This window comes from Flavobacterium sp. FG68 (assembly GCF_057808895.1).
On sequence record NZ_JBMDIY010000008.1, the window covers coordinates 145,564 to 164,729 of the forward strand.

The following is a 19,166-nucleotide window of genomic DNA, read 5'->3' on the forward strand; positions in this document are numbered from 1 at the left end:
GTATTTCTAAAAACAAAAAAACAGATGGATCGTCTTTTACCAGCCGAAAGTCCTTTCGAAACGATAATCTCATTTCATAAACTAATTGAATCTTTTGAGCAGATTGCTTTATCTAATGTTGATTACCGATCTAACTACGCCAAAGCGATTTTAAAAGAAATTGAAGCGTACCCGGAATTCAGAACAGGAATTCGCGATTACAGTACTATTAAGGATAATGAAGCGTTAATTAAAAACATTGCTGCTGACTTATTCCCTACGGCTTTGACAAACAATGAAATAAAAGCCATAACAATACCTTTTCAAAATATATCATTTAATTATACAGAGCGTTTCAAGAAAATATTGCGTAATGCCGGTGATGAATTTTACATGGAAATTCGTGATTTTGATGATCACCAATTCTATATTAATAATTGCTGTTTGATTTTAAGCGCTTATTATCATCAAAATATTGATTTTAATAAACCTTTTTTCTATGATATTCCAGATGAAGAAGGTGTAGAAAAACATTATCGTATTCTGTACAATGCCGATTTCATGGAAATCACACCTACAGAAAATGCTCCGCAGCTTACACAGGACGATATTGACATTTTGATTGATAATTATAATGATATCGATTTATGGAAATCTAAATTTCCGCCAAGAAGCTGGATTTTAAAAGGTTTCGGGATTGTTTCTTTATTTGATGCAACTACAGAAAGTGCAATCTCTAATTTAAAAAGTAATCTTTTAAAACCGGAAACTTCAAGAGTTGCCTCTACAGATATTATAGAAAACATCTTCAGGTCTATTTTTAAAATTCCGAGTTTAAAAGTTGGTTTTATTATCTATAATCCTGAAGAAGAAAAATTTGTACGACCAATAAAGTTTGATAACCAAATGCAGAGCTTTTTACTTTCATCTACACAGGAAGTAGATTGTAAAAATGCTTTTTTTGGATGTTCATTTGAAAATCTTTTAGATAAAAAGGAACCGTTTGTAATTTCAAATGTGAAAAAGTTTATCGAAGAATCTTCAAACCCAAAACTTGGCGAACATTTATTAAGTCAGGGAATTCAAAGCTGCGTTTTTGCACCGGTTATAAAAGACGACCATTTACTGGGCGTTGTTGAATTGGTTTCTGATAATATTCGTGAGTTAAACAGCGTAAATGCAACAAAACTAGAATTGGTTTTACCGTATTTAACAGATACTATTGATCGTTATAATACAGATATGCAGCATCAGGTTGAAGCTATTATTCAACGTGAATATACTACGATTCACCCAAGCGTTTACTGGAAATTCAGAAAAGAATCTCAAAACTATTTCCAAAATATAAATCACACGAAAGATTATATTTTTAAGGAAATTGTATTTAAAAATGTATTCCCGTTATACGGACAAATTGATATTAAAGGTTCCTCTGAACACCGAAATGAAACGGTTAAAATTGACTTGAAAAATCAGCTTACGGCTCTTTTGGAAATTTTCGATAATCAAAAACCAAATTCAAACCTGGTACTTTTAGAGCAAAGAAAATTCGAATTGGAATCACTTCGAAGTGAATTGGACTTTCCGCTTAAAGCAGATATGGAACAGCATATTCAGCGTTATATTGAAGACGAAATTCATCCAATACTGAGAAACACTAAAGACAACGCTAAAAATAAACAGTTAGAAGAATTGTACTTTCAAAGTCTGGACGAAAAAACCGGAATGTTTTATCAGGAAAGAAAAAAGTTTGACAATGCGATGTCGATTATCAATAAAAGACTGGCTTCTGTATTAGACAAAAAACAGGTTGAAGCACAGCAAATTTATCCGCATTATTACGAACGTTTTAAAACGGATGGTGTTGAGCATAATTTATATATTGGAGCTTCGATTTCGCCAACAAAACCGTTTGATATTATGTACCTGCACAATTTACGTTTGTGGCAGTTACAGACTTTATGCGAAATGGAATTAGAACATCATCAGCTTAAGGAATCGCTTCCGTATGAATTAGATGTTACTTCACTGATTTTGGTTTTCAGTTCGCCGCTTTCTATTCGTTTTAGAATGGATGAAAAACGTTTTGATGTTGACGGAACTTATAATGCAAGATATGAGGTCGTTAAAAAACGTATCGATAAATCGAACATTAAGGGAACAAACGAAAGAATTACCGAAAAAGAGAAAATTACAATTGTATATTCTCAAAACAGTGAAGAAGCAGAATATTTAAAATACATTAAATATTTGCAGCACAAGAAAATTCTGGAACCTTCAATAGAACAATTTGAAATTGAAGATCTTCAGGGAGTTTCTGGTTTAAAAGCGATTCGTGTAAAAGTGATTAATAACGTAAATAATTCAAAAATAAAGAAAATTACCTATCAGGATTTATTAGATGAGCTCAACTAAAAGTTGCGCTTTTTCTTTGAATTTATAATTTAACACATAGAAGCATAGACTTTTGAAACTTAAAAAAGGCGTTTCACTTGTCTAAACAAACATAGCTATGTTTTAGAAAACTTGTTTTCTTTTTATATCTTTTTCATTCCCCATAAAAACCTATGTTTCTATGTGTTTAAATTTTATAGACAAAGAACGCGGATGAAACGGATTCGCTTCGCGAAGACGCAGATTATACGGATAAATATTTAACGCGGATAATAACAGAAAAAAATCTGTTTTTATCAGCGTTTTCGCGAAGCGAATCCGTATCATCCGCGTCTAATTTTATGTGTTTTAAAATTTAAATCGATTTAAAAGCAATTACAAACGCAATTACAGTAACAATAATTCCAAACATAAATAGGTTGTAAGCAATACGAAGCAAGTTATATTTTCGCTGTAAAACCAATCCCAGATAATATAAATCTTTGATCATGTTCGAATAAAGATAATCGCGGTCTTTCATCATTTCGTTCATTGCCCAGTCGTATTCTTCTAAAGGCATTTTATAGAAATTTCCAAAAAACAATAAATTAATCTTTTTATTCTCGATATCTTCTCTTGTAAAAACACCCGAAGTTACTTTTGGTCTTGTAGAAAGAATCGCAAAAATAATAGTGATTACACTCGACATCAGCATAATAAAAGTCGGGATAACTAAATGCGCATTTTTCGGACTGTCTAATTTTGGAATAATAGACGAAAGTGCAATCGAAATAATAATTGCATTTACAGATAATAAAATATTCGCCTTACTATCCGCAATTCCGCTTAAACGAGTATGATTTCCAAGCGTAACGCGAAATAAGGTATCAACGCCGCGATCTGGTTTTTCTACTTTTTCGCTTTTTTTGGTTTCTTTTTCAAGTTCTTCCGCCGCTTTCAATTCCTGCTTATTTATTTTTTTCTGAATCAAAATAAGGTTCTTTTCTTTTAAAGGCTGCCATTTTTTTAAAGCATAATCCGTGTAGAATCTATGTTTATTCAGTAAAAAATTCAGGTTTTCCTTTGTCCATTCAGCATTTGAAAAATTTACAATTCCTGTATTTTTCAATTCTAAACGTAGTAATTCGCAGGTTGTAACATATTCAGTTCCCATTAAATGGGCATAATCAGCATCTTTAATTATTTTTTCCAAATGTGTTTTTGGATGATAATCTTTGGCTGTAGCCAAAATCAAACTGGAAACCAATTCGATAAACTTTTCAGATTTTCCTTTTTCTTTTAAAAAATCAACAGCAATCTTTACGCTCTTAGCTTCATGATCTTCATAACCTTGAATATATCCTGTATCATGAAACCATGCTGCAACTAAAAGGGCCTCTTTGTCATCACTTTCTACATCTTCCTTTTTGCAAAGCTCTTTTACGGCTGAAACTACTGTGAAAGTATGGTTAAAATTATGGTAAGAATATAAATTAGAAAGTTTATCTTTGAGTAAATTACCGACGAAATCCTCGGATTGTTCTATTAGGTTCATAAAAGAATATTTTTATACCACTAAATTATGAAATTGTTTTTGGATAATCATTTTATTGCTAAGGTTAAAAAATTTTCATTAGCAATTATAACTTTAACATTTATTTATTCTTGTGCCACACATAAGGCGCAGTACGGAAAAGATGTTAGTGCTAACGAAACAGAAAACGCAACAGATACTATAAAAATTGCCCACACTTTTTATCTTGTTGGAGATGCCGGAAATGCTGATCAAGAGCAGGCACAGCAAACACTTGAGCTTTTACACCAAAAGCTTAAAAAAGCGAGTAAAAAATCGACTTTACTTTTTTTAGGAGACAATATTTATCCTAAAGGTTTTCCTACTGACAATACTGATAACAAAGCTTTGGCAGAAACAAAATTGACGAACCAGTTAAAATTAGCTAAGGGATTTAAAGGAAAAACAATTTTTATTCCCGGAAACCATGATTGGTACAGCGGTATAAAAGGTTTAGAATTGCAGGCCGATTTTGTGACAAAAAATTTAAATGATAAAAAGGCTTTTCTGCCAAGAAAATCATGCCCTATTGAAGATGTAAAAATTGACAGCATTACAACTTTAGTAACTATTGACAGCGAATGGTTTCTGGAAGATTGGGATAATCACCCCACAATAAACGATAATTGTGACATAAAAACGAGAGAAGACTTTTTTAAGGAACTGGAAAGTATCTTAAACAAAAATCAGGAAAAAACAGTTGTTTTAGCCATTCACCATCCTTTATTAAGTAACGGAAGTCACGGCGGTCAATATTCCTGGGAAAAACAATTATTTCCGTTAGAGAAAAAAATCCCGCTTCCGGTAATTGGATCTTTTATTAATTTATTAAGGAAAACATCTGGAGTAAGTCCGCAGGATCTTCAAAATAAACAATATACTATTTATGCAAAACGAATAAAAACACTTTTGCAAAAACAGCGAAATGTAATTGTAGTTTCCGGTCACGATCATAACCTGCAATATATCAGCAAAGAAAATATTCAGCAGATTATCAGCGGCGCCGGATCAAAATCGGAAGCTGCAAGAGCCATAAATCCATTTGATTTTTCGTATGGCGGAAACGGTTATGCAGCTTTAACATTATATAAAAGCGGCGATGCCAAAGTTTCGTTTTACGGAAATGAAAACAATAAAGAAAAACTGCTTTTTGAAAAAGAAATTATAAAAGCAAAAGAAATTAACTGGGCATCAGACATTTCGAATAATTTTCCTCCAAGAATTACAACTTCTATCTATTCCGCAAAAATGACAGATAAAAGTATGTTTCACAGATTTTTATTCGGGCAGCATTACAGAAAATATTACAGCATGCCTATTGATATAAAAGTAGCCACTTTAGATACTTTAAAAGGCGGATTAAAACCTATTCGCGAAGGCGGCGGACATCAATCTGTTTCTTTAAGAATGTCTGATTCAAAAAACCGTGAATATGTAATGCGCGGCATGAAAAAAAGTGCATCGGTATTTTTACAATCTGTAGCTTTTAAAGATCAATATATTGTAAATGATTTTGAAGATACTTATACAGAAAGTTTCTTATTTGATTTTTATACGACCTCACATCCATATGCTCCATTTGTAACTGGCAGTATGTCAGACAAAATTGGTCTTTTGCATACCAATCCGGTTTTATATTATATTCCCAAACAAAAAGGTTTAGGCGAATTTAACGCAGGTTATGGAGATCAATTGTATATGATTGAGGAAAGACCTGCTGATAATCATTTAGACGCTAAAAACTTTGGAAATCCGAGTAATATTATCAGTACAGATGATATGATGATGAATCTTCATAAGGATGAAAAATATTCGGTTGATGAAAAAGAATATATAAAAGCACGTTTGTTTGATATGTTGATTGGCGATTGGGACCGTCACGCTGATCAATGGCGCTGGGCTGAGTTTAAAAAAGATGGTAAAGTTATTTACAGACCAATTCCTCGAGACAGAGATCAGGCTTTTGCAAAATATGACGGTGCGCTGCTTTCTATTTTAATGAATATTCCGGCATTGCGCCATATGCGTACTTTTAAAGATAAAATTGGCAATGTAAAATGGCTGAGCAGGGAACCTTATCCTATGGATTTGGCTTTTTTAAAAACTGCTGAAGAAAAAGACTGGATTGAACAGGCTAAATTTATTCAGGAAAGTTTATCTGACAGCGATATAGAAAATGCTTTTAAAGCTATGCCAAAAGAGGTTCAGGATGGAACGGTTGATGAAATCATTCGAAAATTGAAAAACAGAAAAAGAGAGCTTCAGGAATATGCTGTAAAATATTCTGATGTTTTAAGTAAAACGGTTATGATTGCCGGAACAGATAAAAAAGACAAGTTTGTTTTAAATCATAATGCCCGAAAAAGTATTGAAATTCAGGTTTTCAGAGTCAAAAAAGAAGGCGATGAATTAGTTTATACTAAAACAGTCCATGACGCTAAAACTAAAAATTTATGGATTTATGGTTTAGATGATAATGATGTTTTTGAAGTAAAAGGCGATCAAAAATCGAGAATTAAAGTCCGTTTAATTGGCGGTCAAAACAATGATACTTACAATATTGAAAATGGAAGAAAGGTTATTGTTTACGATTTCAAATCAAAAGAAAACACGTATAACCTTGATTCTAAAACCCAAACTCAGTTAACAGACGATTACGATGTTAACTTGTACAATTTTCAAAAACCTAAATATAATGTTGTTTCCGGTTTACCAAATATTGGTTTTAATCCTGATGATGGTGTAAAATTAGGTATTAACTTAAATTATACAGTAAATAACTTTAAGCAAAATCCGTACACGCAGAGACATGTTTTAAATGCCTTTTATTATTTCGCAACCGGAGGTTTAGAGTTTAATTATGTGGCACATTTCCCCGGATTATTAGGTAAATGGGTTATAGATGTTGAATCTCTTTATACAACACCAAATTTTGCGATGAATTATTTTGGTTACGGAAATGAATCTCAATATGATGATAATGTTAGTATGGATTATAATCGTGTTCGTATTCGTAAATTTAATGCCTCAACTGCCATTCGCCACGTAGGAAGATATGGAAGTGAGTTCAGCATTCAGCCTATTTTCCAGAGAATGACGGTTGAAGAAACTGAAAACAGATTTATCGATACTCCGAATATTGTAAACCCTGATGTATTTAACAGTCAAAATTACGGAAGTTTAAAAGTGAAATATCTTTTCAAAAATTCTGATTTTGCTGCTAAACCAACTCTGGGAATGGCTTTCATGATTGCTGCAACCTGGACAACAGATTTAGATGACACGAAGAAAAATTTCCCAACGCTGGAAAGTTTTTTAGGATTTACACATAAATTGGATCATAACGGAAAACTGGTTTTAGCAACTTATGTAAAAGGAAAAGCCATTTTTAACAATAACTACGAATTTTATCAGGGAGCTGCTTTGGGCGGTGATACTGATTTAAGAGGTTTTAGAAATGAGCGCTTTTTAGGAAGTTCTTATTTCTCTCAAAGTTCTGATTTGCGTTTGAGTCTGGGTAAAATCCGTAAAACGATTGCTCCTTTTACGTACGGAATTTTAGGTGGTTTTGACTACGGAAGAGTTTGGCTTGATGGTGAAGATTCCAAAAAATGGCATCAGGATTACGGCGGCGGACTTTGGCTGAATGCTATTAATGTTTTAACTGCCAGAATCTCTTATTTTAAATCTCCCGATGAAGTTGGAAGGGTTATTTTTGGAGCAGCGTACAGTTTCTAGTTGTAGGTTCAGAGAGACTAAGTAACAAAGGCTCAAAGTTTTTTGCCACGAATTACACTAATTCTCACTAATTTTTATTTAAATATAATTCGTGGAAATTTGTGTAATTCGTGGCAAACTTTTTTTCTTAGAACCTTAGCAACTTAAAGTTTAAACTCATAAACGTTTCCTCCTATTTTGTTTGTTTTTTCGTCGGCTACGAGTAAGGTGTTGTTGTCTTTAAAAACGATGGCTTCTTTTTGAGAGAAGTGGTTTAGGCTTATTTCGGTTTGGGTTCCTTTGTGGAATAAATCTCCTTTGAAGCCTTTAAATAAAACTATTTTATCGTGGCTTAATAAAACTACTTTCTTACCGTCGGGACTTATTGTGGCACTTGTTAAAACACAATGATTATAATTACTGCAGGTTTTAAACTCTCCTATTTTAACTGCTTTTTGAGTTCCTTTTGCATTTTTAATTTTATAGATAAAAGCAGTTCCGTCAAAACCTTTGCTTCGGTTTTTGGTGAAAAGATAGAAGTAGCCGTTGTGTTCAAAGAATCCTTCAACATCGTAAAACATTTCTTTTTTCTTTGGAGGAAATTCAGTTTGTTCCGGATACGAGAATGAGATTTTATATTCGGCGGAAGCCGCCTCTTTATTCAGTTGATTTTTGGCTACTTTATAAATGCACAAATCTCTGCGTTCGTTATCGTTGTTTCCGAAATCGCCAATGTAAATATTTCCTGTTTTATCTTTGGTAATATCTTCCCAATCTACATTTTCGGCATTTGAGATCGTAATTGTCTTTTCTAATTTTCCTTTCGAATTAATGGCATAAATGGCATTTTTATTTCCGCTGTCTTCCAAAGTATAAATCAAATTGGTTTCCGGGAAATAGGTAATTCCCGAAACTTCTTTTAATTTTTTTGGAAGCGAATAAAGCGTTTTCAAATCATCACCAGACTGCTGCTGACAAGCTAATAAAACAATAGAAACGGCTACTAAAAAAGATTTTTTCATAAGATTGATTTTTTTTTTTGAACCATATAAGTTATATAAGAAAATTTAAGTTTTTGCTTATGGACTTGCATTGACTTTTTTAAATCATATAAGTAATAAGAAATACAAGAAATTCAGGTTTTGCTTTAATGAACTTATATAACTTATATGGTTTAACCTTTTAAACTAAGTTTGTGTTTTTAAAATTACGGATGATGAATTCAAAAGCGGCCTGCATGATGTGTCCCATTGATCTGGCGTTTTTAAATTTCATATCGTTTGTGTATCGGTACAATTCCATTTTTAACTGACTTAAATGTTCTTCTGTCGAAATGGTATCGTGACACATTATATTTAATAATTTTTTAATTCTGTTTTCGGCAGAATGGATTCGTTTTGCTAGAATTGCTCTTTCTTCATCTTTATATTGAATGATCGAACGTTCTTCTAACTTTTCCTTAATCAGCTGAATCATCGGATAGTTTTCCTTAAAAAACTGCGGACGATATACTTTGAAATTTCCTTCGTAACATTGCTGGTCAAAATCGATAGGCCGAATTTTATAAACTACCTGATCAAAATCGTGAATTGGCACAATTACATAATTATACGCTCTCATATCGCCCAAAAGCCTGATCATACAGCGTTCGTTAAATTTAACGAATTCTTTGGCGATTTGTGCTTTCTCCATTTCAGTACATTTATCGAGCAGCGTATCCATAAAAACATCGCCGGGAATTCCGATAATATGTTCTTCAATTAAAGTATCATTATAAACCAAAAAGTTGATTTTATCCGGCGAAAGAATATCTTCTAATTCTAAGCCGTAAATTCTTGAAGCATCGGCTTTTTTAATATAAAAGTGAACGTAGTTATCGTTGAGAATATTACGGACTTTAATTCTAAAAGGTTTTGAATTTCCGAATGTACAATAGTCGATGGCATCAATATTTAGAAACTGAATAATTTCGCTGTTTCCATCGGAATGCAAAAGTGAATAGATTTTCTTTAAATTGAGGTCAATTTCATTTCGTTCAAATTCATTGTAATAAACCCGAATCCATAATGTATCGGTTTCGTTTTTATCATAAACGTTAACCGAACCTGAAAATCGCAATAAGTCATCATAAAACACAGAAACTTTCGATATACGCTCGTATCTGTCTAAATAACTTAAAAGTGGCTGTGTTAAAGGAAAAGAAGGTTTCTTTAACACCATCAACGGTTCGCTCATTTTGAATATCTTTATTACAAATTTACATCAATAAGATGATAAAAATAAATTTGGCGTAACAATATAGAATTTGAATCGTCATACTAAAAACTAAAACCGAAATAAATTTGGAAACCATCCTTACTATTCAGAATCTCAGTAAAAGATACGGGCGCATTCAGGCGCTTAAAAATGTATCTTTTAGCATACAAAAAGGCCACGTCTACGGAATCCTGGGCCTTAACGGAAGTGGAAAATCAACCACTTTAGGAATTGTTTTAAATGTTGTCAACAAAACATCAGGCGATTATAAATGGTTTGACGGAAATGTACAAACACATGAAGCTTTGAAAAAAGTAGGCGCTATTATCGAGCGTCCGAACTTTTATCCGTACATGACCGCCGAAGAAAACCTAAAATTGGTGTGTAAAATTAAAAGCATCAATTATTCTAAAATTGGAGAAAAGCTTGATCTTGTTGGTTTATCAGAAAGAAAAAACAGCAAATTCAGTACTTTTTCTTTGGGAATGAAACAACGTCTGGCAATTGCCTCGGCACTTTTAAACGATCCTGAAATTTTGATTTTAGATGAGCCGACGAATGGGTTAGATCCGCAGGGAATTCATCAAATTAGAGATATTATTAAAGAAATTGCATCGCAGGGAACTACCATTTTACTGGCTTCACATTTATTAGATGAAGTCGAAAAAGTTTGTTCGCACGTTGTTGTTTTAAGAAAAGGCGAAGTTTTATATTCTGGTTCTGTAGATGGAATGTCTGCAAATGAAGGTTTCTTTGAAATTTCTTCAGATGATAATCTGGCGCTGAAATCTGCTTTACACAGCCATCAGGCCGTTGCAGAAGTTAAGGACGAAGATGGAAAAGTTTTGGTTTACTTAAAAGCCGATTTATCTGCTCAGGAATTGAATCAGTTTTTATTTTCAAAAAATATTATTTTAAGTCATTTGGTCAAACGTAAAAATAGTTTGGAAGCCCAATTTTTAGAATTAACCAAAAATACAAATCCAAAAATCTAACTAAGCCATGAAAAGACTTATATCTATAGAATTACAAAAAATCTGGATGAATAAAGCCAGTCGTATTCTTACTTTAACTTATTTTATTCTGCTCTCCTTTATAGCCTTAATTGCTTCAATAAAGTTTAATCTTGGCCCGCTTAAATTTCACTTGGCCGAAATGGGAATTTTTAACTTTCCGTTTATATGGCATTTTAATACTTATGTTGCCGCTATCTTGAAATTATTTCTTGCGATCGTAATTGTTTCCATGATGGCTAACGAATACAGCTATGGAACACTTAAACAAAATTTAATTGATGGCTTGAGTAAAAAAGAATTTATTCTCTCGAAATTTCTAACTGTAGTTTTATTTTCAGCTGCTTCAACTGTCTTTATATTTGTGATGAGTTTGATATTAGGTTTAATTTTTTCCTCCTATACTGAACTTGATATTATTTTTAGTGATTTAGACTATCTTCTGGCTTTTTTTGTAAAGCTAACCGGATTCTTTTCATTCTGTTTATTTCTTGGAATTTTGGTAAAAAGATCGGCTTTTGCATTAGGTTTTCTTTTAGTTTGGAATATAATCGAAGCCATAATTAGAGGTTACCTTGCCTTTACTGTTTTTCCAGACAGCGATACCGATGAAAAAATCACGCAGTTTCTTCCGTTAGAATCAATGGCTAATTTAATTGTTAATCCTGGTCCAAGATTATCTATCGTTAAGAATATTGGAACACAAATGGGAATTAATACTGATATCGATTATAGTGTAAGCTACTTTGCAATTCTAATTGTATTAATCTGGACATTTTTATTTGTATATTTTTCTTACAAATTATTAAAAAATCGGGATTTATAGTATATTTGTTATACTATGAATCAGGCAAAAAGTTTTTTAATTATTTTATTTTTATGCTGTCTATCTGTAAAGGTAAATGCGCAGTTTATCACTATTGATGATCAAAAAACACCGCAGCAGCTTATTGAAGATATTCTGGTGAATAATTCATGTGCTGCTGCTACAAATTCAACAGGTAACGGAGATACTTTCAGGCCTGGAAAACAGAGTTTTGGTTATTTTAACAGCAACGGAAGTAATTTCCCTTTTGCCGAAGGAATAGTTTTGGCAACATCAACTGCCGAAAGTGCTGTTGGGCCTTTTGTTAGTGACTTAACTAGCAGTGACAGTCCTAACTGGCTTGGTGACAACGATCTTGATCAAATATTAGGTATTCATTCTATAAATTCAACAGTATTAGAATTTGATTTTATTGCTTATACAAGTGCATTGAGCTTTAATTATATTTTTGCCTCAAATGAATATCAGTACGATTATCCTTGTGAGTTTTCAGATGGATTTGCTTTTTTAATTAAAGAAGTTGGAACCTCAGATCCTTATAAAAACTTAGCTGTATTGCCAAATACTACTACGCCTGTTTCGTCTATAAATATTCGTCCGAAAATTGAACCCGGAACAAGACCCGGCGGAATTAACTATCAAGGCTGTGCGGCTTCAAATGAAAATTATTTTCATGGTTTAAATAACAATACAAGTCCGGTAAATTATGCTGGACAAACTACTGTTATGACGGCGCAGACTACCGTAACAACAGGAAAAACATATCATGTAAAACTCGTTGTGGCCGATGATACATATCGATATCTGGAATCTGCCATTTTCCTTGAAGCTGGAAGTTTTGCTTCAAAAATTTTACTTGGGCAAGATCGTACAACTGCCACAAATAATCCGGCTTGTTTTGGAGAAGAAATAGATCTAAACAGCAATCTTGACCCTGCCACTTATACTTTTAAATGGTTCAGAAAAAATGACCCGACTAATATCCTTGGCACAAACTCAACTTACAAGGTTACAAGTGCCGGAAATTATAGAGTTGAAGCTACTGTTATTGGTACAACGTGTGTATTGTCTGGAGAAATAAAAATTGATTACGCTCCCGAAATTCCTTCCTCAAATACTTCTTTATTTCAATGCGATGACAATACAGATGGAATTTCAATTTTTAACTTAGATAAAGCCAACAATATTGTTAAAAATAATGCGGCTTACATTATTAATGAAGGCTATTATGAAACATTAGCACAGGCACAGGCTAAAACAAGTAAAATTGTAAAGCCAGAAATGTATATCAATAAATATGCAGATCAAATTGTGTATGCGAGATTAGAAAATGAATTTGGCTGTTTTAAAATTGCCGAAGTAACCTTAAAAATTTCTCCAACCTCAATTCCAGATCCGAGTCCGATAGCTACTTGTGACCGAGACGAAATTCAGGATGGACTTTATCAATTTGATTTAAATACAGAAGTTACACCAGTACTAACTGCCGGACTTCCAAGCGGATTGATTGCTAGTTATTATTTAAATGCAAATGATGCTTTGGTTGAAATAAATCCATTACCAAATATCTTTAAAAATACAACTGCTTTTAATCAAAGAATATATGCAAGAGTCGTAAATGGCCCAGATTGTTATGATGTTGTACCAGTCAATCTCGTGGTTAATACTTTCGATCCACCAAATTTTGAAGAAGAATCGAAATTTTTATGCCAAAATGGAGATACAACTTTGTCTGTAGCGGCTGGTTTTAGCAGTTATTCATGGAATACTGCTCCAACAAATAATAGTAACACCTTGCTAGTTAATGCTCCCGGCGATTATTCTGTAACGGTAACAGACGCAAATGGCTGCGAAAAAACGAAAAATTTCAAGGTTATTTTATCTGAACCTGCAATCATAACGAATGCAGTTGTAAAAGATTTTTCAGGAAATGAAAACTCTGTTTCTATCGAATATACCGGAGTTGGGAATTACGAATTTTCATTAGACGGAACAACTTTTCAAAACGAACCGTTATTTACAAGCGTACCTGCAGGAACTTACACGGCAGTGGCAAGAGATAAAAACGGCTGCGGATTATCAAATGCATTTGTGGTTTATGTTTTAGATTATCCTAGATTTTTTACGCCAAACGGTGACACTTTCAATGACTTATGGCTTATTGGAGATTCCAATTTGTTACCAAATTATACTTTAAATATTTTTGACCGCTACGGAAAACTCCTGAAACAAATGAACCAAAACAGTCCGGGATGGAACGGAATTTTTAACGGACAGCCGCTTCCTTCTGACGATTATTGGTTTACATTGATTTTTGTAGACGGCAAAAATGTGAAAGGGCATTTTAGTTTGAAAAGATAAAGTTTTTTTAAATTCCGATATTTAAATTCCAAATTCCAATAATATCGGTTTTAAAAATTCCAATACTTAAATTCCAAATTCCAATTTATAAAAGATTCGAATTTGAATCATAAAAAAATCCCAAACTCCTAATTGGAATTTGGGATTTTTATATTGAAATTTAAATCTAATTAGATTTTAAATCTTTTTCTATCAGTTTCTGTCAAATAGATTTTTCTCAAACGAATAGATTTTGGCGTAACCTCTACATATTCATCTTTTTGAATGTACTCTAAAGCTTCTTCAAGAGAGAAAATAATTGGCGGGATGATTCTCGCTTTTTCATCATTTCCAGAAGAACGAACGTTAGATTGTTTTTTCTCTTTCGTTACGTTTACACACATATCATCTCCACGAGAGTTTTCTCCAATTACCTGACCTTCGTAGATTTCAGCATTTGGTTCAACGAAAAACTTACCACGATCTTGTAATTTATCGATAGAATAAGGAATTGCTTTTCCTTTTTCCATAGAAATTAATGAACCTTTGTTACGTCCTGAAATTTCTCCTTTGAAAGGCTCATATCCAATGAAACGGTGTGACATAATAGCCTCACCAGCAGTAGCTGTAAGCAATTGATTTCTTAAACCAATAATTCCACGAGATGGAATATTAAATTTAATAATCATACGCTCACCTTTAGTTTCCATACTTAACATTTCACCTTTACGAACTGTTACGAACTCAACTGCTCTACCTGAAAGGTTTTCTGGTAAATCGATTGTTAATTCCTCAATTGGTTCACATTTTTTACCATCAATTTCTTTGATAATAACTTGAGGCTGACCAATTTGTAATTCATAACCTTCTCTTCTCATTGTTTCAATAAGAACAGATAAGTGAAGTACTCCACGTCCAAAAACCATGAATTTATCTGCAGAATCAGTTTCACCTAACTTCATAGCTAAGTTTTTCTCTAATTCTTTTGTCAATCTTTCTCTAATATGACGAGAAGTTACAAATTTACCTTCTTTACCAAAGAAAGGTGAGTCATTAATTGTAAACAACATACTCATTGTAGGCTCATCAATAGCGATAGAAGCTAAACCTTCAGGGTTTTCGTTATCTGCAATAGTATCTCCAATTTCAAAACCTTCAATACCAACTACAGCACAAATATCACCTGCAATAACTTCTGTAACTTTTTTACGTCCAAGACCTTCAAAAGTGTGTAATTCTTTGATTCTTGATTTCGTTACAGTACCATCTCTTTTTACTAAAGATATTGCCATACCTTCTTTCAAGATACCTCTTTCTAAACGACCAATAGCGATACGTCCGGTAAAAGCAGAGAAATCCAAAGATGTAATTAACATTTGTGGCGTTCCTTCTGATACTTTAGGAGCAGGCACATTAGCAATAACCATGTCTAATAAAGGCTCAATGTTTTCAGTTTGGTTTCTCCAATCATCAGACATCCAGTTGTTTTTGGCAGAACCATAAACAGTTGGGAAATCTAATTGCTCTTCTGTAGCACCTAATTCAAACATTAAATCAAAAACTTTCTCATGAACTTCTTCCGGAGTACAGTTTTCTTTATCTACTTTATTGATAACTACACAAGGCTTCAAACCTAAGTCAATAGCTTTTTGTAATACAAAACGAGTTTGCGGCATAGGACCTTCAAAGGCATCCACTAGTAAACATACACCATCGGCCATGTTCAATACACGTTCTACTTCACCTCCAAAATCCGCGTGGCCAGGAGTATCGATAATATTGATTTTTGTTCCTTTGTATTGAACAGAAACGTTTTTAGAAGTAATAGTAATACCTCTCTCACGCTCTAAATCGTTATTATCAAGAATTAAATCACCTGTATTTTCGTTGTCACGAAATAATTGACAGTGATACATAATTTTATCAACCAAAGTGGTTTTACCGTGATCGACGTGGGCAATAATTGCAATATTTCTAATAGATTCCATTTGTGATTTTTAATGGGTGCAAAAGTACACTTTATTTTGATAAAAAAAACGTTTCTGCGATAGTTTGCGTATATACAAGTAATTAGTTCATTAATCTAGTGTTAATTTGCACCCTAAAATGAACTTTAGTTATTGTTTAATTATAGTTAATTTAACTATATTTGAGTAATGAAAAGTAAAACTCTCCAAATTACTCTCGTTTACGTTATCATATCGCTAATTATGGCAATAGTCTGTCATAATTTACTCATAGACTACTTTTTTGAAGCAAAATACTCTTACTTCTTTTTTGCAAAGGACGTCTTTTTTATAATATCTACCGCATTCATTTTCAAATATATACTCTCAACAAATGAGACTAAAAATATTTCTGTTTTTCAGAAATTAAAAAGCACAAACGAGGAAATTAAAGAGTCAAACGAAAAATATGATATTGTTGCAAAGGCAACAAGTGACACTATTTGGGACTGGAAAATTCAGGAAGATACCATAAATTGGAACAAAGGAATTGAGAGCGTTTTTGGCTATAATCCGGAAGAAGTTGGAAAGACTTCAAAATGGTGGTTTGATAAAATTCATCCTGAAGACAGTATTAGAATGTCGATCAAATTATATTCTTTTATCGAACAAAAAACAGAAAAATGGCAGGATCAATACCGATTTAGATGTGCCGATGGTACCTATAAATATGTTTTAGACCGAGGTTTTTTACTAAAAGATGAAAACGGAAGAGCCATTAGAATGATTGGAGCAATCCAGGATATTACCAAACAGAAAGAAGAAGAACAGCGGTTAAAACTTTTAGAAACCGTAATTACACAATCTAAAGATTCGATTTTAATTACCGAAGCCAACTCACAAGATCGCAAAATACCGAAAATTGTTTACGTAAATCCGGCATTTTCACAAATGTCCGGCTATCAGTCTAATGAAATTATCGGGAAATCGACCAATATATTTAAAGGTCCAAAATCTGATTCGGAAGAATTAAAAAAACTTTTGCGGGCAATAAAAGATGAAGAAGAATGTGTAATTGAAACCATAACGTATACTAAAACTCAAGAAGAATATTGGGTACGTTTTGCAATGATTCCTATTTTCAATAATGAAGGAGCAATCACACACTGGATTTCAATCCAGAGAGATATTACAGACGAAAAGAAACTGGAAACAGAAAAAGAGCATCTTATTAGAGAACTTACACAAAACAATAAAGACTTAAAACAATTCTCTTATATAACATCACATAACCTTCGTGCACCATTATCTAATTTAATCGGACTTTTAAATCTTATTGAAGATATTCCAATCGAAAATGAAGAACTGGAAGAAATTTTGGCTGGTTTTACAAAATCAACTCATTTATTAAATGAAACCATAAATGATTTAGTAAAAGTGATTATCATTAAAGATAATCCTTCCATGCAAAAAGAAGAGGTTTCTTTAAAAGAAGTTTTTGAAAATGTTTTTAGTCAGTTGTCTTTTCAAATTGAATTACATAAACCAATTATCAAATTAAAATTTGACAGAGTTCCGCTTTTAATTACCAATAAAGCTTATATTGAGAGCATTTTATTGAATCTGCTTACCAATTCTATAAAATACAAATCTGAAAACAGAAAATTAAAAATATCAATTACAGCAGATCAAATAGATCATCATGCCATTTTAACCTTTAAGGATAACGGAATTGGAATTGATCTGGAAAGAAATCGCGACAAAGTTTTTGGACTTTATCAAAGATTTCATAATTATCCTGACAGTAAAGGATTAGGTTTGTACCTTGTAAAATCTCAGGTAGAAACTATGGGAGGAACAATTAGTATTGATAGTGAAGTCAATAAAGGCACCACATTTACTATAACATTTAAAAATTAATACATTATGCTTGAGCAAATTTTATGCATTGACGACGATCCAATTACGTTGATGTTATGCAAAAAAGTAATTTCAAAATCTTCATTTTCGCATGAAATTATTACTGCTCAAAATGGCGAAGAAGCATTACACCATTTTAATACTTTAAAATACACCAACAATAAAAACAAAGTAAATAAAAAGCCGGAATTAATTTTTTTGGATTTAAATATGCCTGTAATGGGAGGCTGGGAGTTTCTGGATCATTTCACTTCTAGTGATTATGCCGAATTCAACACCGCAAAAGTCATTGTATTATCTTCTACAATTGATCCCGATGATTTAGCGAAAGCAAAAAAATATCCTATTATAATAGACTTTCTTTCAAAACCTATCACTCAGGCTATGCTTGAATATCTTAAAAAGAAAATCACATAGATTGGTAAATTCCAATATTTGAAATTCCAAATTCCAAACAAAATAAATCTACTATATAAAAAATCCAAATTTCAACTTTAAAAAAGTATTGAAATTTGGATTTTTCTTATTTTAAAATTCAACTCTAGATTGGAATTTGGAATTTCTTTAATTGGAATTTTTCAATGTGGTCTAAACAAAAAAAGTCCTCTAAAAGAGGACTTTTTGTATATTTAGGAAATTGTAATTAATTACAATTTAGCAACATGCTTAGTTAATTTAGACTTCAAGTTAGAAGCTTTATTATCATGGATAATGTTCTTTTTAGCTAATTTATCAATCATAGAGATTACAGTTGATAATTTTGCAGCTGCATCAGCTTTATCAGTAGCTATTCTTAATGCTTTAATAGCATTACGAGTAGTTTTGTGTTGATATCTGTTAAGAACTCTTCTTTTTTCGTTACTTCTGATTCTTTTTAATGCTGACTTATGATTTGCCATTTTCTTTTAATTTTAGATGTAATAATAATTATAAATACTAGTTAAAAAAGAAAAACCTCCCACAATTGTAAAACAATCACTTTGGTTTTAACTAATAAAACAAAAACCGAGACACCAATTTTTATTTTACAAAACTTATTTACAACTAATTTTGTAGTCTGTAAGGGAATCGAACCCCTGTTACCAGGACGAAAGCCTGGAGTCCTAACCCCTAGACGAACAGACCAGTTTCATTCTAAGTTTTCTTCAATTTAAATAAAATTGAAATTGTAGTCCGTGGGGGAATCGAACCCCCCTTACCAGGATGAAAACCTGGCGTCCTAA

At 32.5% G+C, this 19,166-nt stretch carries 12 protein-coding genes and 1 tRNA gene; 7 read left to right on the forward strand and 6 right to left on the reverse strand.

Annotation, left to right across the window (positions count from 1 at the left end; genetic code table 11):
- Window positions 1-24: 24 nt before the first annotated feature.
- Entirely contained in the window at window positions 25-2,394 is a 2,370-nt protein-coding gene (locus ACODSB_RS07555; RefSeq protein WP_488936582.1) for a GAF domain-containing protein, read from the forward strand.
- Window positions 2,395-2,728: 334 nt separating this feature from the next.
- Here the strand turns inward: ACODSB_RS07555 and ACODSB_RS07560 are convergent, their stop codons facing one another.
- A complete protein-coding gene (locus tag ACODSB_RS07560; RefSeq protein ID WP_488936583.1) occupies window positions 2,729-3,907 on the reverse strand; it encodes a Pycsar system effector family protein in 1,179 nt (392 codons plus the stop codon).
- A gap of 27 nt (window positions 3,908-3,934) precedes the next feature.
- Between ACODSB_RS07560 and ACODSB_RS07565 the strand changes: the two genes are divergently transcribed.
- On the forward strand, window positions 3,935-7,663 hold the full coding sequence (locus ACODSB_RS07565; RefSeq protein ID WP_488936584.1) for a metallophosphoesterase: 3,729 nt from the start codon (window positions 3,935-3,937) through the stop codon (window positions 7,661-7,663).
- 143 nt (window positions 7,664-7,806) lie between these two features.
- Here the strand turns inward: ACODSB_RS07565 and ACODSB_RS07570 are convergent, their stop codons facing one another.
- Together ACODSB_RS07570 and ACODSB_RS07575 are read right to left on the reverse strand one after the other, a co-directional pair.
- Entirely contained in the window at window positions 7,807-8,664 is an 858-nt protein-coding gene (locus tag ACODSB_RS07570; protein ID WP_488936585.1) for a hypothetical protein, read from the reverse strand.
- 160 nt (window positions 8,665-8,824) lie between these two features.
- Window positions 8,825-9,877, reverse strand: a complete 1,053-nt coding sequence (locus tag ACODSB_RS07575) for a hypothetical protein (RefSeq protein WP_053473858.1) — start codon at window positions 9,875-9,877, stop codon at window positions 8,825-8,827.
- 107 nt (window positions 9,878-9,984) lie between these two features.
- Between ACODSB_RS07575 and ACODSB_RS07580 the strand changes: the two genes are divergently transcribed.
- Genes ACODSB_RS07580 through ACODSB_RS07590 form a run of 3 tightly spaced genes read left to right on the forward strand, consistent with a single transcriptional unit; the run spans window position 9,985 to window position 14,098 of the window.
- Window positions 9,985-10,893 (forward strand): ABC transporter ATP-binding protein, encoded by a 909-nt coding sequence (locus tag ACODSB_RS07580; protein ID WP_488936586.1) that lies wholly within the window; start codon window positions 9,985-9,987, stop codon window positions 10,891-10,893.
- A 7-nt stretch (window positions 10,894-10,900) separates the two neighbouring features.
- Window positions 10,901-11,737 carry an ABC transporter permease gene (locus ACODSB_RS07585; protein ID WP_488936587.1) on the forward strand — a complete coding sequence of 279 codons (837 nt, stop codon included), beginning with the start codon at window positions 10,901-10,903 and terminating at the stop codon, window positions 11,735-11,737.
- A gap of 15 nt (window positions 11,738-11,752) precedes the next feature.
- On the forward strand, window positions 11,753-14,098 hold the full coding sequence (locus ACODSB_RS07590; RefSeq protein ID WP_488936588.1) for a T9SS type B sorting domain-containing protein: 2,346 nt from the start codon (window positions 11,753-11,755) through the stop codon (window positions 14,096-14,098).
- Window positions 14,099-14,268: 170 nt separating this feature from the next.
- On the opposite strand, the gene typA is transcribed toward ACODSB_RS07590, so the two are convergent.
- On the reverse strand, window positions 14,269-16,065 hold the full coding sequence (gene typA / locus ACODSB_RS07595; RefSeq protein WP_053473854.1) for a translational GTPase TypA: 1,797 nt from the start codon (window positions 16,063-16,065) through the stop codon (window positions 14,269-14,271).
- Between the two features lie 222 nt (window positions 16,066-16,287).
- Here typA and ACODSB_RS07600 point away from each other — a divergent pair, with 222 nt between their 5' ends.
- Both ACODSB_RS07600 and ACODSB_RS07605 read left to right on the forward strand, forming a co-directional pair.
- Window positions 16,288-17,943 (forward strand): PAS domain-containing sensor histidine kinase, encoded by a 1,656-nt coding sequence (locus ACODSB_RS07600; protein ID WP_235992075.1) that lies wholly within the window; start codon window positions 16,288-16,290, stop codon window positions 17,941-17,943.
- A 6-nt stretch (window positions 17,944-17,949) separates the two neighbouring features.
- Entirely contained in the window at window positions 17,950-18,360 is a 411-nt protein-coding gene (locus tag ACODSB_RS07605; RefSeq protein WP_488936589.1) for a response regulator, read from the forward strand.
- 230 nt (window positions 18,361-18,590) lie between these two features.
- On the opposite strand, the gene rpsT is transcribed toward ACODSB_RS07605, so the two are convergent.
- Both rpsT and ACODSB_RS07615 read right to left on the reverse strand, forming a co-directional pair.
- Window positions 18,591-18,842: a 30S ribosomal protein S20 gene (gene rpsT, locus ACODSB_RS07610; RefSeq protein WP_053473851.1), complete on the reverse strand. Its 252-nt coding sequence runs from the start codon at window positions 18,840-18,842 to the stop codon at window positions 18,591-18,593.
- A gap of 154 nt (window positions 18,843-18,996) precedes the next feature.
- Window positions 18,997-19,068: transfer RNA gene (locus ACODSB_RS07615), tRNA-Glu, on the reverse strand.
- Window positions 19,069-19,166 lie beyond the last annotated feature (98 nt).